Annotated in this window: 24 protein-coding genes; 12 read left to right on the top strand and 12 right to left on the bottom strand. The window is 65.6% G+C overall.

Going from position 1 to position 19,495, the window contains the following annotated elements; genetic code table 11:
• Positions 1-291 precede the first annotated feature (291 nt).
• From B1C78_RS05490 to rpmE, 3 genes are all read right to left on the bottom strand, one after another.
• The gene (locus tag B1C78_RS05490) at positions 292-1,122 is read right to left on the bottom strand and encodes a M48 family metallopeptidase (protein ID WP_077278147.1); all 831 of its coding nucleotides are present in this window, start codon (positions 1,120-1,122) and stop codon (positions 292-294) included.
• Between the two features lie 306 nt (positions 1,123-1,428).
• Positions 1,429-2,274, bottom strand: a complete 846-nt coding sequence (locus B1C78_RS05485) for a thermonuclease family protein (protein WP_077278146.1) — start codon at positions 2,272-2,274, stop codon at positions 1,429-1,431.
• A 43-nt stretch (positions 2,275-2,317) separates the two neighbouring features.
• Positions 2,318-2,521, bottom strand: coding sequence for a 50S ribosomal protein L31 (gene rpmE / locus B1C78_RS05480; RefSeq protein ID WP_077278145.1), 204 nt, complete (start codon positions 2,519-2,521; stop codon positions 2,318-2,320).
• Positions 2,522-2,954: 433 nt separating this feature from the next.
• On the opposite strand from rpmE, the gene rimO reads away from it, so the two are divergent.
• On the top strand, positions 2,955-4,292 hold the full coding sequence (rimO, locus tag B1C78_RS05475; protein ID WP_077278144.1) for a 30S ribosomal protein S12 methylthiotransferase RimO: 1,338 nt from the start codon (positions 2,955-2,957) through the stop codon (positions 4,290-4,292).
• 155 nt (positions 4,293-4,447) lie between these two features.
• Here the strand turns inward: rimO and B1C78_RS05470 are convergent, their stop codons facing one another.
• The 5 genes from B1C78_RS05470 to rph all read right to left on the bottom strand — a co-directional run bounded on the left by B1C78_RS05470 (position 4,448) and on the right by rph (position 7,845).
• Entirely contained in the window at positions 4,448-4,690 is a 243-nt protein-coding gene (locus B1C78_RS05470; protein ID WP_077278143.1) for a transcriptional antiterminator, Rof, read from the bottom strand.
• A gap of 1 nt (position 4,691) precedes the next feature.
• The gene (locus B1C78_RS05465) at positions 4,692-4,886 is read right to left on the bottom strand and encodes a CPXCG motif-containing cysteine-rich protein (RefSeq protein ID WP_077278142.1); all 195 of its coding nucleotides are present in this window, start codon (positions 4,884-4,886) and stop codon (positions 4,692-4,694) included.
• Positions 4,873-6,030, bottom strand: coding sequence for a radical SAM family heme chaperone HemW (gene hemW, locus B1C78_RS05460; protein WP_245795324.1), 1,158 nt, complete (start codon positions 6,028-6,030; stop codon positions 4,873-4,875). The genes B1C78_RS05465 and hemW overlap by 14 nt, the downstream gene beginning before the upstream one ends.
• 160 nt (positions 6,031-6,190) lie before the next feature.
• Positions 6,191-6,796: an RdgB/HAM1 family non-canonical purine NTP pyrophosphatase gene (gene rdgB / locus B1C78_RS05455; RefSeq protein ID WP_077278140.1), complete on the bottom strand. Its 606-nt coding sequence runs from the start codon at positions 6,794-6,796 to the stop codon at positions 6,191-6,193.
• 332 nt (positions 6,797-7,128) lie between these two features.
• Complete coding sequence (gene rph / locus B1C78_RS05450; RefSeq protein ID WP_077278139.1) at positions 7,129-7,845, bottom strand: ribonuclease PH; 717 nt, start codon at positions 7,843-7,845, stop codon at positions 7,129-7,131.
• A 193-nt stretch (positions 7,846-8,038) separates the two neighbouring features.
• Between rph and B1C78_RS05445 the strand changes: the two genes are divergently transcribed.
• From B1C78_RS05445 to B1C78_RS05420, 6 genes are all read left to right on the top strand, one after another.
• Positions 8,039-8,905, top strand: coding sequence for a YicC/YloC family endoribonuclease (locus tag B1C78_RS05445; RefSeq protein ID WP_077278138.1), 867 nt, complete (start codon positions 8,039-8,041; stop codon positions 8,903-8,905).
• Between the two features lie 4 nt (positions 8,906-8,909).
• Complete coding sequence (locus B1C78_RS05440; protein WP_077278137.1) at positions 8,910-9,128, top strand: DUF2835 domain-containing protein; 219 nt, start codon at positions 8,910-8,912, stop codon at positions 9,126-9,128.
• A gap of 196 nt (positions 9,129-9,324) precedes the next feature.
• Entirely contained in the window at positions 9,325-9,756 is a 432-nt protein-coding gene (locus B1C78_RS05435) for an Hsp20/alpha crystallin family protein (protein WP_077278149.1), read from the top strand.
• Between the two features lie 98 nt (positions 9,757-9,854).
• Positions 9,855-10,790 (top strand): DnaJ C-terminal domain-containing protein, encoded by a 936-nt coding sequence (locus B1C78_RS05430; protein ID WP_077278136.1) that lies wholly within the window; start codon positions 9,855-9,857, stop codon positions 10,788-10,790.
• A 93-nt stretch (positions 10,791-10,883) separates the two neighbouring features.
• Positions 10,884-11,258: a DUF1622 domain-containing protein gene (locus tag B1C78_RS05425; protein WP_077278135.1), complete on the top strand. Its 375-nt coding sequence runs from the start codon at positions 10,884-10,886 to the stop codon at positions 11,256-11,258.
• A gap of 66 nt (positions 11,259-11,324) precedes the next feature.
• On the top strand, positions 11,325-12,698 hold the full coding sequence (locus B1C78_RS05420; protein ID WP_077278134.1) for a DegQ family serine endoprotease: 1,374 nt from the start codon (positions 11,325-11,327) through the stop codon (positions 12,696-12,698).
• Between the two features lie 140 nt (positions 12,699-12,838).
• Here B1C78_RS05420 and B1C78_RS05415 read toward each other — a convergent pair whose 3' ends face one another.
• Both B1C78_RS05415 and moaD read right to left on the bottom strand, forming a co-directional pair.
• A complete protein-coding gene (locus B1C78_RS05415; RefSeq protein ID WP_077278133.1) occupies positions 12,839-13,273 on the bottom strand; it encodes a molybdenum cofactor biosynthesis protein MoaE in 435 nt (144 codons plus the stop codon).
• Positions 13,274-13,276: 3 nt separating this feature from the next.
• Positions 13,277-13,510, bottom strand: coding sequence for a molybdopterin converting factor subunit 1 (moaD, locus tag B1C78_RS05410; protein ID WP_077278132.1), 234 nt, complete (start codon positions 13,508-13,510; stop codon positions 13,277-13,279).
• Between the two features lie 51 nt (positions 13,511-13,561).
• Between moaD and moaC the strand changes: the two genes are divergently transcribed.
• Positions 13,562-14,041, top strand: a complete 480-nt coding sequence (gene moaC / locus B1C78_RS05405) for a cyclic pyranopterin monophosphate synthase MoaC (RefSeq protein WP_077278131.1) — start codon at positions 13,562-13,564, stop codon at positions 14,039-14,041.
• A 73-nt stretch (positions 14,042-14,114) separates the two neighbouring features.
• On the opposite strand, the gene B1C78_RS05400 is transcribed toward moaC, so the two are convergent.
• Entirely contained in the window at positions 14,115-14,573 is a 459-nt protein-coding gene (locus B1C78_RS05400) for an arsenate reductase/protein-tyrosine-phosphatase family protein (RefSeq protein WP_077278130.1), read from the bottom strand.
• 141 nt (positions 14,574-14,714) lie between these two features.
• Here B1C78_RS05400 and B1C78_RS05395 point away from each other — a divergent pair, with 141 nt between their 5' ends.
• Positions 14,715-16,862 (top strand): AsmA family protein, encoded by a 2,148-nt coding sequence (locus tag B1C78_RS05395; protein ID WP_077278129.1) that lies wholly within the window; start codon positions 14,715-14,717, stop codon positions 16,860-16,862.
• A gap of 11 nt (positions 16,863-16,873) precedes the next feature.
• On the opposite strand, the gene B1C78_RS05390 is transcribed toward B1C78_RS05395, so the two are convergent.
• On the bottom strand, positions 16,874-17,359 hold the full coding sequence (locus tag B1C78_RS05390; RefSeq protein WP_077278128.1) for a hypothetical protein: 486 nt from the start codon (positions 17,357-17,359) through the stop codon (positions 16,874-16,876).
• Between the two features lie 130 nt (positions 17,360-17,489).
• On the opposite strand from B1C78_RS05390, the gene B1C78_RS05385 reads away from it, so the two are divergent.
• Genes B1C78_RS05385 through B1C78_RS05375 form a run of 3 tightly spaced genes read left to right on the top strand, consistent with a single transcriptional unit; the run spans position 17,490 to position 19,445 of the window.
• A complete protein-coding gene (locus B1C78_RS05385; protein ID WP_245795323.1) occupies positions 17,490-18,068 on the top strand; it encodes an SRPBCC family protein in 579 nt (192 codons plus the stop codon).
• Positions 18,069-18,109: 41 nt separating this feature from the next.
• Positions 18,110-19,204, top strand: coding sequence for an A/G-specific adenine glycosylase (mutY, locus tag B1C78_RS05380; RefSeq protein ID WP_077278127.1), 1,095 nt, complete (start codon positions 18,110-18,112; stop codon positions 19,202-19,204).
• Positions 19,170-19,445 (top strand): oxidative damage protection protein, encoded by a 276-nt coding sequence (locus tag B1C78_RS05375; RefSeq protein ID WP_077278126.1) that lies wholly within the window; start codon positions 19,170-19,172, stop codon positions 19,443-19,445. The genes mutY and B1C78_RS05375 overlap by 35 nt, the downstream gene beginning before the upstream one ends.
• The last annotated feature ends 50 nt before the right edge of the window (positions 19,446-19,495 follow it).

Here is a 19,495-nt window from a genome sequence, read left to right as displayed (position 1 = left end):
CGGCGCAGGCGTAGCCGACACTACGTCAAGCCGGCTGGAGGGAGCACGTCCCGTCACAGCGAGCGGATCGGCGGCCGCAGTAGAAGGGTGGTGAGATATGCGGGGTAGGTTGGGGTGAGGTACGAACCCCAACATACGATGCCTGATCCCGGCGCATGCCGTTGGGGTTCGCGCTGCTCACCCCAACCTACGCATTCCTGGAGTTCCTTGGCGTTCTTTGCGAGAGAACAGTTCTTTTTCTTCGTGTCCTTCGTGCGCTTCGTGGTTCAAAAGGGTTGCTAGCGCCGCGGCTTACAGGGGATGGGTCGGCGGGGTGCCGGCGCGGGCTTCCTCGTAGAGCGGCTGCATCTGGCGCGCCAGGTCGCGCAGGTCGCGGATGCGGCTCTCGGTGGTGGGGTGCGTGCTCAGGAAGGGCGGCGGACTGGCATTGCCCATGGCGTCCATCTTCTGCCACAGGCTCACGGCCGCCTGGGGGTCGTAGCCGGCCCGCGCCGCCAGTTCGATGCCGATGCGGTCCGCCTCGCGCTCCATCTGACGGCTGTGAGGCAATTGCACGGCCAGGGCGGCGGCCAGCGCCGCCCCGCCCAGCGCCACCGCGGAGCGTTCACCGGTGAGCGCATAGCCGGTGATGGCCAGGTTGGTGGCCAGGGAGACCGACATCTTCTCGGCGGTGTGCGCCGACAGGGAATGGGCGACCTCGTGGGCGATCACCTGCGCCAGTTCGTCATCCGTGGCTTCCAGCTTGTTGATCATGCCGGTGTAGATGGCCATCTTGCCCCCGGCCATGGCGAAGGCGTTGGCCACGTCCGGGTTGTCGATCACCGTCATCTCCCAGTCCCACTCGCGGGTCTCCGGCCGGTATTTGATGGCCTGCGCAACCACGCGTCCCGTGATGGCGTTGATCCGTGCTACGACTTCCGGGTCGTTGTTCACCCGTCCGTCCTTGGCAATCGGTTCCAGCATCTGCACGTAGGCCTGGCGCGAGGCACTGATGGCCTGGCTCTCCGAGACCAGCATGAGCTGCTGGCGGCCGGTCACCGGGTGGGTGGCGCAGGCGCTGACCAGCACCGTCACCACGGCGACGGCCAGGGCGATAAGGGTGTTCAGGAGACGATGCTTCATCGGGATTGGCTTCCGGAGTCCGGGCCTATTAAGACCGCCCAGGGGTGTCTAGCCCGCATATCTCACCGGGATCGCGGGAGCAGGCGAAGGATTCGCGTTCGTAGGCGCCGCTCTGGAGCGAAAGCCATAGCCGTAGCTATGGGTTGAGTGAAGAGCAAGCATACGGGCGCGAAGACGAGCCTGAACCGCGATAGGACTCCGGCGGGAACAGTCTGTCATGGTGAGGTTGGCGGCCATTCTAACGTATTCCACTCATGTTTCAGCCTGTTGCGCGCCAGCCGGTGTTCGACCGGTGAGATATGCGGGCTAGGGTTCCAGGACTTCCAGGTTCGCCGGATGACGGATCCGGATGCGCGGCTGTCCACGATGATTATAGACATGGCCCCGCGCCCTGACGCGCTGGTTCTCCAGCGCGCGCACGTCCAGTTCGGGGAAGTTGGCCAGGTCCGGGTGATCCACCCGCAGCGCCACATCCCCTTCAAGGTTGATCCACACGGCGCGTGAACTCTCTCCGATGCGCACGACGCGACCCTCCACGCGCCGGAAGCCCTCGGCATCACGCGGCAGTTCGCGGGCATCGAACAGCCGGTGCTCCGGCAGTGCCCAGAGGCCGAGGCGCGCCTCGCCGGCGCGTCGTTCGGCGTCGCGGTAGCAATCCAGGTTCCAGTCGTTGGGAGGAATCGTCAGGCGGGTGGCCAGGCCCTGGGCGAGCATGAGCGCGGTCACGCTCTGGCCGTCGGGCGTGAACAGGTGGGCCAGCAGGCGCTGGAACCGGTCGTGCAGCTCGCGATCGTGAACCACGATCACCTGATGGCCATGGTATGCAAGCAGCGCGGACAGGGCGTCGTGGGCCTCTTCGGCAAAGGGCTCCGGATCGAGATCCGGGTTGCGGTGATGATACTCCGGGGTATCGAGTCCGATGAGCCGCACGCGCGTGCCATCATCCAGACGCACGGTGTCGCCATCGAATACATGGGCGACGGTGGCCCTGCCGTGCACATGATCCGGCGACTGGCAGCTCTCCGGCAGGTCGACCGGGGTCCAGGGCGTCTGCGCCTGTGCCGGTGCGCCGGTGAGCAGCGCCGTGAGGCATAGTATCGGCAGCGCACCGCGCACAAGAAAAAGGGCGCGCCACCGGCGCGCCCTCTGCATGAATCCGCTGCGAACCCTGGCGATCCGGGTCACGATCCGCGCATTACTGGCCGTAGCGGCGACGGAACTTGTCCACCTGGCCGGCGGTATCCATGATCTTCTGCTTGCCCGTGTAGAACGGGTGGCAGGACGAGCACACTTCCACGTGCATCTCCGAGCCCGCAAAGGTGGAGCGCGTCTTGAAGGTGTTGCCGCAGCTGCAGGTCACGGACACTTCGTGGTAATCGGGGTGAATATCGGCCTTCATGGGAGCGACCTCTGAAACCATCACGGGCTGGGAAAAAGACGCGCAATATACTGAATCCCGGGCCGTCCGGCAAGAGCACCGGCGTGGCAGGCACTTCACAGAACGGGGCTTGAGGACTATGCTGCAGCGCCACCCGATGTGGTGGCATAACCTAGGAATGCGGGGTAAGTGCTTGTGATCCAATCGCTTGTACGGTTATCCACAAAATCTGTGGATAACTCTGTGGAAGACGATGGGAACAAGGTCACAAAGTCGCGCGGGGGCGTCCGGGTCGTTTCTTCGGTCAAAATTTGACCATTTTGTTAACGCATTGTTTATATGACACTTTTATCATCATTTGTGGCGTGGCCCTTGACCTTCATCAATCTGTCACGGGACTTTCCGGGAACGCGCAATCATGTGCATAAACACGCCCTTTTGCGGGTAGGCGACTATGTCTGCCCGTGCTGAATCCGGCGGACGGGTCGGGTTCGTCAGCCTGGGTTGTCCCAAGGCCCTGGTGGACTCCGAGCGCATACTCACGCAGCTTCGGGCGGAAGGCTACGGGATCTCGGCCAGCTACCACGACGCCGACCTGGTGGTGGTCAACACCTGCGGGTTCATCGACGCCGCCGTGGAGGAATCCCTGGACGCCATCGGCGAGGCGCTTGCGGAGAACGGGCGGGTGATCGTGACCGGCTGCCTCGGTGCCGAGGCGGACAAGGTGCGACAGGCGCACCCCGGCGTGCTGGCGGTGACCGGCCCCCATGCCTACGAGGCCGTGATGGCCCAGGTCCACCGGCACCTGCCGCCGGCCCACGCCCCGTTCGAGCGCCTGGTGCCGGCCGGGGGAGTCAAGCTCACGCCACGCCATTATGCCTACCTGAAGATCTCGGAAGGCTGCAACCATCGCTGCAGCTTCTGCATCATTCCCCGCTTCCGGGGCGATCTGGTGAGCCGGCCGGTGGCCGAGGTGATGCAGGAGGCGGAGAACCTGGTGGCGGCCGGAGTGAAGGAACTGCTGGTCATATCACAGGACACCAGCGCCTACGGGGTGGATGTGAAATACCGCACCGGTTTCTGGAACGGACGCCCGATGCGCACCCACGTTCGCGAACTGGCCGAAGCGCTGGGCAGTCTCGGGGTCTGGGTTCGGCTGCATTACGTGTATCCCTATCCCCATGTGGATGACCTCGTGCCGCTCATGGCCGAGGGACGCATCCTGCCGTATCTGGATGTCCCCCTGCAGCACGGCAGCCCGCGTGTGCTCAAGGCCATGCGCCGGCCGGCGGCTGCCGAAAAGGCCCTGGATCGCATCCAGCGATGGCGGGAGATCTGCCCCGACATCACCCTGCGCAGCACCTTCATCGTCGGCTTCCCGGGCGAGACGGAAGCCGAATTCGAGGAGCTGCTGGCATTTCTCGAGGCCGCGCAGCTGGACCGTGTCGGCTGTTTCGCCTATTCGCCGGTGGAAGGCGCCGCCGCCAACGCCCTGCCGGACCCGGTCCCCGAGCCGGTCAAGGCCGAGCGCCTGGAGCGCTTCATGGAGCTGCAGTCGCGCATCAGCGCGGACCGGTTGCAGGATAAGGTTGGCCGGACCCTCACCGTGCTGGTGGACGGCCCGGACGACGACGGCGCCGTGATCGCCCGCTCCGCCGCCGACGCGCCGGAGGTCGACGGCGTGGTGGTGATCGAGAACGGCGACGGGCTGGAGGCGGGGGATCTCGTGGAGGTGGAGATTACGGGGGCTTCCGAACACGATGTGTTCGGAAGGATGAAGGTTGAAGGTTGAAGGATGAATAAAACCACCGCCCCTTCGGAAGGTTGAAGGATGAAGGTTGAAGGTTGAATGAAACCACCCCTCTTTTGAGGGCTGAGGGCTGAGGGCTGAGGGCTGAATGAGAGGGTACACTCTGTCTTCATCCTTCATCCTTCATCCTTCATCCTTCATCCTTCATCCTTGGTGTTTATGATTCTGTCCAGCCGCAACACCCGCTGCTGCCCAAGCTGGTTGCGGGCGATCATGAACTCCGCGTGCCTGCGGGTGCGCAGGTCGACGGGTTTGAGGGTCTCGACTCGATCCATGCCGTAGCGGTCCTTCCAGCGTACCCTGAGCGTGCGCCGGCGCAGGATGGCCAGTTCGTACTCGCTGTAGAGCGCGCAGGGGATGGGCGTGTACTCGCGTTTCACGTCAGTCGTTCTCCCTGCGGGTGTCCACTGAGAGCAGGCCGGTAAACGGGTCCATGGCAGCGGAGAGGAGCATGGGCGCGCAACAGGCCTGACAGTCTTCCACGTAGCTGGCGGGCAGGGTGGAGAGATCAACTTCCGTGTCGCAGGCGGCCCCGCAGTGGGGGCAAGTGACGGTCACGTACTCAAGGGGTTCCACGGTGGCCGGCCAGGAACTGCGCCTGCAGGTCGTTGAGAAAGCGCCGGCCCAGTTCCGTGGGCTCGATGCGCCCGGGGTCGGGGCCCAGCAGCCCGCGGCACACCGCTTCACTGCGCATGGGCTCCAGCGCATCGGCAGGCAGGCCGGTGCGGGTAGTGAACAGATCCGTGTCGACACCGTGGCGGAGCCTCGTGGCGTTCAGTATGAACTCAAACACAAGCTCCTCCCGGCTCAGGGTTTGTTCCCCGCTGACGGGCGATGCCGTCAGCGCCGCTTCCATGTATTGCCGCGGCTGGCGGAGTTTCCGGCGTCGTTGTATCCGGTCTTCTCCCGGCAGCGAGATCTTGCCGTGCGCCCCGGCGCCGAGCCCCAGATAGTCGCCGAATTCCCAGTAGTTGAGATTGTGGCGGCACGCGTGTCCCGGGCGCGCATAGGCGGAGACCTCGTACTGAGTATAGCCACTGGATGCGAGCCGATCCTGACCGGCCGATTGCATCTCCCAGAGGGTGTCGTCATCGGGCAACACCGGCGGGTCGGCGGCGAAGCGCGTGTTCGGTTCCAGTGTCAGCTGATACCAGGACAGGTGCTCGGGCCCCAGTGCCAGCGCGGCGTCCAGATCGGCCAGTGCCTGGTCCGGCGATTGCCCCGGCAGCCCGAACATGAGATCCAGGTTGATGTTCTCGAACCCGGCCAGGCGGGCCGTCTCAAATGCCGTCCGTGCCTCGTCCGCACCGTGGATACGACCCAGCCGCTCCAGCATGGCGTCGTCAAAACTCTGCGCACCGATGGAAAGCCTGTTGACACCGATCTCCCGGTAGCCCGTGAAGCGCGCGGCGTCCGTGGTACCCGGATTCGCCTCAAGCGTCACCTCCATGTCCGGCCGCCAGGGCAGGCGCGCGCGCAATTCGGAGAACAGCCGGTGCAGCGCCTCGGGCGAGAACAGGCTCGGCGTGCCACCGCCGATGAACACCGACTCGAGCCTCCGTCCCCACACCCGCGGCAGTTCCGATTCCAGGTCGGCCACCAGCGCATCCACGTACCGATCCTCCGGCACCTGCTCGCGCGCCTCGTGCGAGTTGAAGTCGCAGTACGGGCACGTGCGAATGCACCAGGGGAGGTGGATGTAGAGACTTAGAGGAACCACGTTTTGGAGGATGAAGGATGAAGGATGAAGGATGAACCCAGAGTCTACTCCTCTTCTCCCCTCCCCTCACGGGGAGGGCCAGGGAGGGGTGGTTTCATTCAACCTTCATCCTTCCACCTTCAACCTTCCGGAGGGAGATTCAACCTTCATCCTTCCACCTTCAACCTTCCGGATGATCAGGCGGCGTAAGCCGCCTGATCATCCGGGAAAGCGCCTGCCCCCGATGACTGATCCGGTTCTTCTCCGTGGGGTCGATCTCGGCGGTGGTCAGACCGCGGTCGGGGAGTTCGAAGATCACATCGTAGCCGAAGCCGCCACGGCCCCGGGGGGCGTGGGTCACGCGGCCTTCCAGGGTGCCCTCCGTGATGATCGGCGCCGGATCCTCGGCATGGCGCAGATAGGCGATCACGCAGTGAAAGCGTGCAGTTCGCTGATCGTCGGGCACGTCCCTGAGCGCCTCCAGGAGCTTGCGGTTATTGGCCTCGTCGTCGCCCGCTGGTCCGGCATAGCGGGCGGAGTAGATGCCGGGTGCGCCGTTGAGCGCGTCCACTTCGATGCCCGAGTCGTCGGCCATGGCGGGCAGGCCGGTGTGGGCCGCCGCGTTGCGGGCCTTGAGGATGGCGTTCTCGACGAAGGTCAGCCCCGTCTCCTCGGCATCGGGCACACCGAAGTCCGACTGCGGCAGCACCTGTATGCCGCTGCCCTCCAGCAGCCGCGAAAGCTCCCGTACCTTCCCCGGATTGCCTGTTGCCAGAACGATCTTCATTTGGCTGACTTTCTTCCGGATTCGATGATTTCTACCACGAAGCGCACGAAGGACACGAAGAAAAGGCAGAACAGATTTCTCTCGCAAAGCCGCGAAGCACGCCAAGAAATTCCAAGGAAATGTAGGTTGGGATGAGCAGTGCGAACCCCAACAGCATTGGCTACGGTCAAGCACCGCAGGTCGCTTTCGTTCCTCAACCCGACCTGCCAATTATTACGCATGTAGTTCTTCAGGGTTCCTTTGCGTGCTTCGCGTCTTTGCGAGAGAAATGAATTCATTCTTGAGGTATTCGTGGCGTTCGTGCGCTTCGTGGTTCAGACCGGTTTGGGCACTCAACCCGCCAGAGCCGCGCGCTGGGCGGCGATGATCTCGGCGATGCCGTTGCGGGCCAGGCCGAGCATGGCGTCCAGTTCTTCCATGCGGAAGGCGTGGCCTTCGGCGGTGCCCTGTACTTCGATGAAGGCATTCGCGTCGTTCATGACCACGTTCATGTCCGTTTCCGCGTTGGAGTCCTCGGCGTAATCCAGATCCAGCACGGGCACGCCCTGGTAGATCCCTACGGATACCGAGGCCACGGCGCCGATCAGCGGGTTCTTTCGGATCTTGCCTTCCCGCAACAGATGCTCGACGGCGTCGTGCAGAGCCACGTAGCCGCCGCTGATGGAGGCGGTGCGCGTGCCGCCGTCGGCCTGGATCACGTCGCAGTCCACGGTGATCTGGCGCTCGCCCAGGCCCTCGAGGTTCACGGCTGCGCGCAGCGAGCGTCCGATCAGGCGCTGGATCTCCAGGGTGCGTCCGCCCTGCTTGCCGCGCGCCGCCTCGCGGGCCATGCGCTCGTTGGTGGAGCGGGGCAGCATGCCGTACTCCGCGGTGACCCAGCCGCTGCCCTTGTTGCGCAGCCAGGGTGGGACGCGCTCATCCACGGTGGCATTGCACAGCACGCGCGTATCGCCGAACTCCACCAGCACGGAACCCTCCGCGTGCTTGGTGTAGTGGCGGGTGAAACGAATGGGGCGCATCTCGTCCGGTTGACGGCCGCTGGGTCGCATGGGGACTCCTGTGGGTGCGTGGGGGGCGCATTATAGCGCAAGAGACAAGATACAAGAGGCAAGAGACAAGTGGCGGGATACCGGGCCCGCCGGGTTTTCCTCTTGCCTCTTGTATCTTGTATCGTGTCTCTTGCGTCATGCTTGTTGGCACTCTTGCCCTGACGCGCGACCCGATCCTCCCGGGAGGCACCCCATGTTAAGAAGTATGACCGGCTATTCACGCTGCGAGCAGGAGACGGACCAGGGGGTCCTGTCCTGGGAGTTGAGAAGCGTCAATCATCGCTACCTGGAGGTGAGTCTGCGCCTGCCGGATGCGTTTCGCAGCATGGAGAATGCCGTGCGCGAGCGTGTGCAGGCGCGCCTGGGACGCGGCAAGGTGGAGGTCGCGCTGCGCTATCATCCGCCGGTGGGCGAGGCGGCCGGGCTGGAGGTCAACGAGGCGCTGGCCAAGCGGCTGATCGAGGTGTGTGTGCAGGTGGAGCACTGGATCATGAACTCCGCGCGCATGACGGCCCTGGATATCCTGCGCTGGCCAGGCGTGGTGCGCGAGCCGGCGCCGGACCTGGAGTCCCTGCACGGGCAGGCGCTGGCGCTGCTGGACACGGCCCTGGAGGAACTGGCCGACACCCGTGCGCGGGAGGGTGGGCGGCTGCGCGAGGCCATCGAGACCCGCTGCCGGTCCGTGGGAGAACTGGTGGAGCAGGTGCGCGTGCGCCGCCCGAAGGTCGTGGAGGCACTGCACGAAAAGTGGCGTACCCGCCTCGCGGACCTGGGCGTGGAGGCCGAGCCCGGGCGCCTGGAACAGGAACTCGCCATTCAGGCCCAGCGGCTCGATGTGGACGAGGAGCTTGACCGTCTGGACGGGCATCTCAAGGAGGTGGTCCTGATCCTGGACCGTGACGAGCCGGTGGGGCGAAGGCTGGATTTCCTCATGCAGGAGTTCAATCGCGAGGCCAACACCCTGGGCTCCAAGTCCAACGACATGGAGACCACGCGTGCCGCCGTGGAGCTCAAGGTGCTCATCGAGCAGATGCGTGAGCAGGTGCAGAACGTGGAATGACTCCATGCCCCGCTACTACGTGGATCTGGACATCAGCCGCGAGGACTACCTGCGCTACTACCGCGGCGAGGCGGCGTCGGTGCGTGCCGTGGACCGACAGGGGCGCACGGTGCGCTTTCCGGCCTCGGCCCTGCGCGCCCATGTCACCCACTCGGGGGTGCAGGGCAGCTTCTGCCTGGTGACGGACGGCGCCTACCGGCTCCTGGAGTTTGCCCGGATCTGAGAGCCGCTCCCGTTTTGCCGGGGCGTCGGCCTGACCTGAATCAATGCCCGTTCCCGTGGTCGATCCGATCATGCCCGGGAAACGCCCCCGGCGCTTGAAATCCCCCTCCCCGCCCCCATCGTCGTGGGCAAGAGAAGTTTCGTCGAACAACCCGGTGCCGCCATGCGGCGGCTCCCGATGTATGGAGGTCGATACCATGGCAATGATGCGATATGAACCCTGGAGCCTGTTGAGCCAGCTGACCCGTGAACTGGACCGGCTTCACCCCGGCGCGGAGTCGGGCGAATCCGCCGCCACCAGCGACTGGGCCCCGGCGGTGGACATCCGCGAGGACAAGGACGCCTACGTGCTGCATGCCGATATCCCGGGCGTGGATCCCAAGGATATCGAGGTGCACATGGAGAACGGCGTGCTCACCATCCGCGGCGAGCGCAGGCACGAGACCAAGGAGGAGCGCGAGAACTACAAGCGTGTCGAGCGGGTCCGCGGCAGCTTCTACCGCCGCTTCACGCTGCCGGATACGGCGGACGCGGACAAGATCTCCGCAAAGAGCGTGAACGGTGTGCTGGAAGTGCGCATCCCCAAGCAGGAGACGGTTCAGCCGCGGCGTATCTCCGTCGAGGGCTGACCCCCGTGAGGGCCATGCACCTTCGGGTGCATGGCCCGAGCGTATGACTGCGCCGCGTGATCACGCGGCGCACTCGTTTGCGCTATCGTAGACGGACCATGGAATTCAAGGACTACTACAACGTGCTTGGGGTGCCCCGCGGCGCCACCCAGGACGAGATCAAGAAGGCCTACCGCAAGCTCGCGCGCAAGTACCATCCGGACGTGAGCAAGGAGGCCAATGCCGAGGACCGCTTCAAGGAGGTCAACGAGGCGTACGAGGTGCTGGGCGACGCCCAGAAGCGCCGTGCCTACGACGATCTCGGGGCCAACTGGAAGTCCGGGCAGGATTTCCGCCCGCCGCCGGGATGGGAGGAGATCTTCGGTGACGTGCGCGGCGGCGGTGCGCGCCGTGCCGCGGGCGGATTCGAAGACGCCGGAGGGGGCTTCTCCGACTTCTTCGAGAGCCTGTTCGGCGGCGGCTTCCGGCGTGCCGGCGGCGCGCGTCCGGGCGGAGGCGGGTTTCAGGCCCGCGGTGCCGACCAGGCGGCGCGCATCGAGATCACGCTGGAGCAGGCGGCGCACGGGGCCGTGCTGCCCGTGCAGCTGGGCAACGGCAGAAGGTTGCAGGTAAAGATCCCCCCGGGCGTGACAGAGGGGCAGCGCATCCGGCTTGCGGGCCAGGGCGGTCCCGGCGTGGGGGGCGGACCCGGCGGGGACCTGTTCCTGGAGGTCTCCATCCGGCCCCACGGTCGCTACCGTCTCGAAGGCCGGGATGTGCACCTGGACCTGCCGGTGACGCCGTGGGAGGCTGCGCTCGGCGCCACGGTCAACGTCCCGACGCTGGAGGGCCGGGTGGAGTTGAAGATCCCGCCGGGGTCACAGTCGGGCCGGCGCCTGCGCCTCAGGGGCAAGGGCCTGCCGGGTCGGCCTCAGGGCGACCAGTACGTGGTGCTGCAGATCGTGACGCCCCCGGCAAACAGCGAGCAGGCCCGCAAGTTCTACGAACGCATGAAAAAGGAGCTGCCCTTTGATCCGAGGGCGCACTTGAAATGAAGATTCAAGATTCAAAATTCAAGATTCAAAGATGCCCGGCGCCAGGCAGCCTTCCCTTTGAATCTTGAATTTTGAATCCGGATTAAGGGTGTAATGGAGATCTTTCACACAATTCTCGGAGTCGCGCTTTATCCCCTCCTGGCGATCGGCGTGATCATCGTGCTGGTGGGTACGGTCGAGGCCGCCTGGCGCTTCGTGCGGCTGCGTTTCGACGGCCATGACGGGCACGTGCACCTCATCCTGCAGACCGACCTGATCCGCGAGCGGCTCGGGGCGCACCTGCTCCTGGGACTCGATTTCTTCATCGCCGCGGACATCATCAAATCCGTGGTGGCGCCCACCTGGGAGAACGTGGGCATCCTGGCGGCGATCGTCGCCGTTCGTATCGTGCTGAGTTACTTCCTGACCCGTGAGATGGAGCAGTCACGCCGGGAGCGAAATGAGCTGGAGCAGGACGGGCGCCCCTGAACTTCGACGGCAGGCCGGCAGTCACACGGGCAGGTCATTGCAGTTCAACCGATGGTGAGGATTCCCATGCGCCTAAACCCGCGACACGTTCTGAGCGTCTTTGTTGTCCTGTTCGCCCTCGGCGTTGCGTCGCTTGCCAATGCCGGGTTGCCCGTCGAGGTGGACGGAGAGCCCCTGCCGTCGCTGGCACCCATGCTGGATCGCACCGTGCCGACGGTGGTCAATCTCGCCACACGCGGGCGGGTGGTGGAGCAGAGCCCGCTGCTCGATGACCCCTTCTTTCGCCGCTTCTTTGACATGCCCCAGGCGCCGCGGGAGCGTCAGGTGCAGGGCCTCGGTTCGGGCGTGATCCTGGATGCGGAGCGCGGCTTCATCCTCACCAATTACCACGTGATCCGCCGGGCGGACGAGATCGTGGTGACCCTGCATGACGGTCGCCGCCTGGATGCCGAAGTGGTCGGCACCGACCCCGCTACGGACCTTGCGGTATTGCGCGTCGAGGCCAAGGGTCTGAACGCGGTGCCCGTGGCCGACTCGGATGCCCTCAAGGTAGGGGATTTCGTGGTGGCGATCGGCAACCCCTTCGGCCTCGGGCAGACCGTCACCTCCGGCATCGTCAGCGCACTGGGAAGGAGCGGCCTGGGCATGGAGTCCTACGAGGATTTCATCCAGACCGACGCATCCATCAACCCGGGAAACTCCGGCGGCGCCCTGGTGAACCTGCGCGGCGAACTGGTGGGTATCAATACCGCGATCCTGACCCGTGGCGGCGGCAACATCGGCATCGGTTTCGCCATCCCCGTGAACATGGCGCTGCAGATAATGGATCACCTGGTGGAATACGGCGAGGTGCGCCGCGGACGGCTGGGCATCATGGTCCAGGATCTTACCCCCGACCTGGCGCAGGCGTTCGGCATTCCCCAGACCCAGGGGGCCGTGATCGCGCAGGTTGAGCCCGGCTCCGCGGCCGATCGCGCCGGTCTGAAGGAAGGCGACGTGGTGCTGCGGGTCAATGAGCGTTCCGTGCGCAATTCCGCGGAGTTGCGCAATGCCATCGGCCTGCTGAGGGTGGGCACGGAGGTGGTGCTCGACGTGGTGCGTGACAACCGCAGGATCGAGGTGACCGCGGAAGTGGCCGAGATCCGGGCCGCCACGGTGGAAGGACGGCGCCTTGGCCGGCGTCTTGAAGGGGCCGCCTTCGGCGACATCACCGAAGACTCACCGCATTACGGCCGCGTGCAGGGCGTGCTGGTGGTATCCGTGGAAAGCGGCAGCCCCGCCGCACGCGCCGGCCTGCGCGAGGGCGATCTCATCCTGTCCGTGAACCGCCAGCCGGTAGCCAGCGTCGAGGAACTGCGCCGCGTGATCGGCGATGCGGGCCAGCGCCTGCTGCTGAACATCCGGCGCGACGAAGGGGCGTTCTTCCTGTTGCTGCAGTGATGCAGCAACAGGAAGAAGGATGAAGGAGAAAGGTTGAAGGATGAATGTCGGCTCCTCGGCCCACTCCGCGGGAGGGGCAGCGATTTCATTCAACCTTCAACCTTCAACCTTCATCCTTCCGAAGGCCAACGGCCTTCGGCTCACCCTTCGGTGTTCTTCTCCACCCACCGCGTCCCCCCATCCGCCAGCGCCTCGCGCTTCCAGAAAGGCGCGCGGTGCTTGAGTTCCTCCATCAGGAAGCGGCAGGCCTCGAAGGCTTCCCTGCGATGGGCTGACCAGACGGCGGTCACCACGATGGGCTCGCCGGGTTCGATGGCACCCACGCGGTGGGCGATGAGGCAGTCCTCCAGCGTCCAGCGTTCCCTTGCCTGCGCGACGATGGCCTCAAGATGCTTCTCGGTCATGCCGGGATAGTGTTCCAGCGTCATGGCGCGCACGTCGTCGCCTTCGTTGAAGTCGCGCATGGTGCCCACGAACACCGCCGTGGCGCCGAAACGGCCGGCCGCTACTCCGGCCTGGTGCGTGGCGACCAGAGTCCAGGGGTCGAAGGGCTTCGGGTGCAGGGAGACGCTCACGGCTCAGCCGCCCGTGACCGGGGGGAAGAAGGCCACCTCGTCGCCGTCACGCACGGGGTGGTCCGGCTCCGCGTATTCCTGGTTCACGGCGATGAGCACCCGTTCCGGCATGTCGCGCTCCGGAACCGCGCGCGCCCATACGGCGGCGGCGGTATCCGCGTCGCCGGCATCCAGCCGGTCCTCGCCGCGGCCCAGCTGTTCGCGGAGGCTGGCAAAGTAACGCACAGTAATGGACATGGTTTACGCTTACACTTTGCTAATTGGGGTTACTGCCGGAATTATACGCCCATGAGCACACTCACTCACTTCAACACCCGCGGCGAGGCCCACATGGTCGATGTGGGCGACAAATCGGTGACCCGAAGGGTGGCCATCGCCGAGGGGCGCATCACCATGGCGCCGGAGACCCTCGCCCTGATCCGCTCGGGCAGCCACAAGAAGGGCGACGTGCTGGGCATCGCCCGGGTGGCGGGCATCATGGCCTCCAAGAAGACGGCGGAACTGGTGCCGCTTTGTCACCCGATAGCGCTGACCCACGTGGAAGTGGAGCTGACCACCGCCGACGAGCCCCCGTCGGTGCACTGCCGGGTCACCGCCGAGACACGCGGGCAGACGGGTGTGGAGATGGAGGCGCTGACCGCCGTGCAGGTGACCCTGCTGACGGTGTACGACATGTGCAAGGCCGTGGACCGTTTCATGACCATGGAGGGCGTGCGCCTGGTACACAAGTCCGGCGGCAAGTCCGGCACGTGGGACCTGCCCGGATAGGGAGTCCGGGCTTCGGGGCGATCAGTGGCGCCGCCTTACCTTTGAATCTTGAACCTTGAACGTTGAATGCGCTCTACCGATGCATCAGCCGGATCGAGTTCGAGAACTGCCGCACCCTGCGCTTGATGTCGTCGCGGGCCTGAAGGTAGGGCGCAAGGTCATCCGGGCCCTTGGCCAGGCGGGCGGGGTCCTCCATGGACCAGTTCTTGTGCACGAAGCTTTCCTGCTCCTGCAGTTTCAGGCGGTGGGTGTCCGCGCACAGGGTGACCACCAGGTCTGCCCAGTCCAGCAGATTCGGGTCCACTATCTTGGTGTACAGGCCGTTGGTATCGATGCCGTCCGTCTGCAGGACCTGGCGCGTGCGCGGGTCCAGATCGCTGGCGGCCATCCCCGCGGAGCGGACCTCCACCAGGTCGGCCAGGAGATCGCGACCGTAGGCCTCGGCCATCTGGGTGCGGGCCGAGTTGGTGGGGCCCATGAACAGGACATGGGGCTTGCGCCTGAGACTGGCCTTACCTGCGGGGCGGGACATGGGGTGCTGAACCTCCTGGGCAACGACGGGTCGTGACGACTATGTTATACCTGATGGCGCTTTCAGATGTCGCGCCCTCCTGCGCAGATCGACCCTTGGCTCTACACTGAACCAAGGGACCACCCAAGGAGCAACTCCGAGATGAAATGGTTTAAGCGCGTGCTGATCCTGCTGCTGGCTTTGCTGATCCTGGCCGGCGCCACGGCGGCCTACCTGGTGGCCACGTTCGACCCCAACGAACACAAGGACCGCATCAGCGCGGCGGTGAAGGAGCAAACGGGCCGGGACCTGGTGATCGAGGGGGAGATCGGACTGACCCTGTTCCCCCGCCTGGGCGTGAGCCTGGGCGACACCTGGTTGTCCAATGCCGAGGGCTTCACCGACGAGCCGTTCGCACGCATCCGCGAGGTGGAGTTGTCCGTGGCCCTCATGCCGCTCCTGCGCCGTGAGCTGCAGGTTGAGCAGATCCGCCTTGTGGGGCTGGCCCTGAACCTGGAGCGGGATGCCCAGGGGCGCACCAACTGGGACGATCTGGTGGAGGCCGCCGAGACACCCGACGAGCCGGTTGAGCCGCGGCTGGAGCGCGTGCCCGGCGAAGCCCCGGCGCTGCGGGACATCGACGTGGGCGGGCTGGTGATACGCGATGCCAGCGTGTCATGGCGCGATGAGCAGGCGGGCACGGCGCTGCGCCTCGATCCCTTCAACATGGAACTGGGCCGCATCCGGCTGGGCGAGCCGACGCCCCTGGAGATGTCGCTGAGGCTGCACCAGGAGGAGCCGGCCATGACCGCCGAGATGGATCTCAACGCCCGGCTCACCATTGATCTGGAGGCGCAACGCTATGACCTGCGCCGTCTGGTGGCCGCCGTGGACCTGAGCGGTGAGGAACTGCCGGCAGATCTCTCTGCGCGCATCCGCGCCGACGTCGGGGCTGATCTCGCCGCGGGAACGGCCGCCATCGACGATCTCAGTGTCGAGACCCTGGGCCTCACGCTGTCGGGCAGGATGGCGGTCAGGGGCCTTGACGCCGACAACCCGCGGGTGAGTGGTGAACTCAGCTCCGACACCTTCAGCGTGCGCACGCTGCTCCGGGAACTGGGAGAGGAACCGCCCGAGACGGCGGATCCCGACGTGCTGGAGAACGTGTCCGTGGAGCTGGCCTTCGAGGCGGACGCGGATGCGGCAAGCCTCACGAGCCTCGCCGTGCGCCTGGATGACACGCGCCTGACAGGCAACGCGCGAGTCAGCCAGTATGACAGCCCGGCTATTCGCGCCGAACTGGACGTGGACAGGATCAACCTGGACCGTTACCTGCCGCCGCCCGCCGACGAGCCGGTGGCCCCGCCCCGGGATGCGCCCGAGGCGGAACGCGAGGGCTGGCCGGACGATCCTATCGAATTGCCGGTGGAGATGCTGCGTTCGCTGAACGTGAACGCCGGGCTTGCGGTGGGCGAAATGATCATCAACGGCCTGACGCTGACGCAACTTTCCCTGACGCTCTCCGCCCGTGACGGCTTGGTGGAACTCAAGCCCTTCAGCGGCCGCCTGTACGAAGGATCCATCGAGGCGGCCATGAGTCTGGACGTGCGCGGCGACACACCCCGCTACGCCTTCGAACAGCAACTGCGTGGCGTGCGCATGGGGCCTCTTCTGGATGACATGTCCGAGGACGGCGAGGGCCTGCTGGCGGGCACGACGCGACTCAATGCACGTATCAACACCCGTGGCCAAAGCGTCAAGGACCTGGTGTCCGCGCTCAACGGCAGCGGCGATTTCGAGTTCGCCGACGGCGCGGTGAAGGGGATCAATATTGCCCAGATCATCCGCGATGCCGAGGCGCGTTTGCGGGGGCAATCCGTGGAGCGCACCGACGAGCCGAACCAGACCGACTTTTCGGAGTTGAGGGGCAGCTTCACCATCCGTGACGGTATCGTCACCAACGAGGATCTGAGCGCGTCCTCGCCGTTGCTGCGCGTGCGCGGACAGGGGAATGCGGATCTGCCGCGGGAGCGTCTGGATTACCGGGTGAACGCCACGCTGGTGGCCACCCTGGAAGGCCAGAGTGGTCGTTCCCTGGACGAATTGCGGGGCGTGAATCTGCCCATTCGCATCCGTGGCCCGTTCAGCGATCCCTCCGTCAGCCTGGATCTGGCGTCCGTGATGGAAGGCCGCGCGCGCGAGGAGGCCGAGCGGCGGCTGCGCGAAGAGGTGACGCCGCGTATCGAGGAGCAGCGCGAGGGGCTGGAGGAACAGCTGCGCGACCGGCTTCGTATCCCCGGGCTGCGCTGAGCAGCGCCCGTTCAGCCCAGCAGCGCGTCTGCCTGCGCCCGGAATTTCTCCGCCCGGGCCTTGCCGAGCACGCCCGCCATGATGGTGTGGCAATGTTCGCAGTGCGTGCGCAACGCCTCGCGGCTCGTCGATTCCTCGATCTGCATGGCCAGGTCGCTTGCGTCGGGTCCGAGGCTGTCCAGCACCAGGTGGCTCAGGTCCTGGCGCAGCGCATCCAGATCCTCCTGCGCACCGTCCGGATCGTTGGCGCCCTCGCGCAGCGTGTCGATCTCGTTGGCGGCCGTTCCCCGCAACAGGGTAATGAGCCCCATATGTTCCAGGGCAATGATATGCCCCACCGCGTTGCCCTGGTCGAAACGTTCCGCCAGACTGGCCACGTCGGTTTCGCCATCCACCATGATGAGCAACTGGCGAAGCTTGGGGGGGAGTTTCAGGGCTCGGGTGTCGATCTCCTCGAGGCCCCGTGGGGTCTTTCCGTAGATGCCGGTCTTGTCCATGACGGCTCACCTCTTGGCTGATGTGATGTTGCAGCGAATTCAAGGTAAGTGCGCACACACATGGGAGGCAATGCGTCGCGGCGCCGTTCGCGCAGGCCACGCGACCCTTCGTCGGCATCGGCATGTCACCGTGTGCGGTTTTGTGATCGTGCTCACGCTGGCGTGGGTGGGCCTTTTTACGCTGGTGGCCGCCGCCGAGTCACAGATCCAGACGCGCTACGACGGTCAACGTCTGGACTTCCACCTCGACGTGCTGCTTTCGGCGCCGGAAGCTCATGTGGTGGCGGTGATCCACGACTACGATCGGCTCGTCCTGGTCTTCCCCCTGGTGGTGGACAGCGGGTTGCTCGAGGACTTCGGCAACGGGGTGCAACGGGTGCGTGCGCACATGAAGGGCTGCGTGCTCGTCTTCTGTCGCCAGCTGAAACACGTGCTCGATGTTCACCCCTCGCCCGGGGCCGGCGCGTGGGGCAGCGCCCGGAGCGTGCCGGGGCAGAGTGACGTGCGTGCCGGTCACCTGTCCTGGCGTACCGAGGCGCCATCGCCGGAGCAGACGCGCCTGACCCTGTCCGGCTGGCTGGAGCCCGACGTGTGGGTGCCGCCCCTGCTGGGCCCTCCGGTCGTGCGCCGCGCCGTGGAGCGCCATTTCCGGGAAGCGATGCCGCGCCTGGAGGAAGCCGCCCGCAACTGGCTTCCCCCCGAGCCTTGAGAATTGAATCTTGAATCTTGAATCTTAAATCGTCTTCAACCATGCCCGCATCTGACTTCAGTCAACGCCTGCTCGCCTGGTTCACGCGCCACGGACGCCGCGACCTGCCCTGGCAGCAGGACCCGACGCCCTATCGTGTGTGGGTGTCGGAGATCATGCTCCAGCAGACCCAGGTGGCCACGGTGATCCCGTATTTCGAGCGCTTCATGGGGCGCTTCCCCTCGGTGCGACACTTGGCCGCCGCACCCCTGGACGAAGTGCTACACCACTGGTCGGGGCTGGGCTATTACGCCCGCGCCCGCAACCTGCACAAGGCGGCAGGCATGGTATGCGAGCGCCACGGCGGGCGTTTCCCGGAGGATCGCGAGGTGCTTGAGGCCCTGCCGGGCATCGGGCGTTCCACGGCCGGGGCCATCCTCGCCCTGGCCTGCGGCCAGCGTCATCCGATCCTCGACGGCAACGTCAAGCGGGTGCTGGCCCGTCATGCCGCGGTGCAGGGGTGGACCGGTGAAGCCGGGGTGCTCAGGCAACTGTGGGTACTGGCGGATGCCCACACCCCCAGCAAGCGCGTGGCCGAATACACCCAGGCCATCATGGACCTGGGTGCCACCGTATGTACACGCAGCCGCCCCGCCTGCGAACGGTGTCCGGTGGCCGGGGACTGCGCGGCGCGTATAGCCGGCAGGACAGGAGATCTGCCCACGCCGCGCCCGAAGCGGCGTCAGCCGCTGCGCGATACCTGTTTTCTCATCGTCACGGGCCCGCAGGGCGTGCTGCTGGAGCAGCGTTGTGCGTCCGGAATCTGGGGTGGCCTGTGGGCCTTCCCGGAGGTGGCCTCCGAGCACGATGCGCTGGTCTGGTGCAGGGAGCGCCTGGCCGCGGATGACCCTTTCATCCGGGGCCAGGAGCCCTTCATTCACATGTTCACCCACTTCCGCCTGCGCATCACGCCGCTGCGGGTGCACCTGCAAGACCCTGCCGGGTGTGTGATGGAAGGTCCGGGGCGTGTCTGGTATAACTCCGGGACTCCGGCCGGCCTGGGGATTCCCGCCCCGGTGGCCCGCCTGCTCGAAGAACTGGCTCAAGAGAAAGGACAAGCACATGGCTCGTATGGTGAATTGCGTACTGCTGGGTAAAGAGGCCGAAGGCCTGGATTTCCTGCCCTATCCGGGGGATCTGGGCAAGCGGATCTACGAGAACGTCTCCAAGGAGGCCTGGCAGAAGTGGGTCAAGCACCAGACGATGCTGATCAACGAGTACCGCCTGACGCCCGTCGACCCCAAGGCCCGCAAGTTCCTGGAGGAGGAGATGGAGAAGTTCTTCTTCAGCGGCGGCTCCACCAAGCCCGAGGGTTACGTGGACCCGGGCAAGCAGTAGCAAGTCTCAAGTGGCAAGGGGCAAGGGCCTCCTCCCCAGCCCTCCCCCGC

It is taken from the genome of Thioalkalivibrio denitrificans (assembly GCF_002000365.1).
Classification (GTDB): domain Bacteria; phylum Pseudomonadota; class Gammaproteobacteria; order Ectothiorhodospirales; family Ectothiorhodospiraceae; genus Thioalkalivibrio_A; species Thioalkalivibrio_A denitrificans.
Note: the sequence above shows the minus strand (reverse complement) of the source record. Positions and strands in the feature narration are given on the sequence as shown.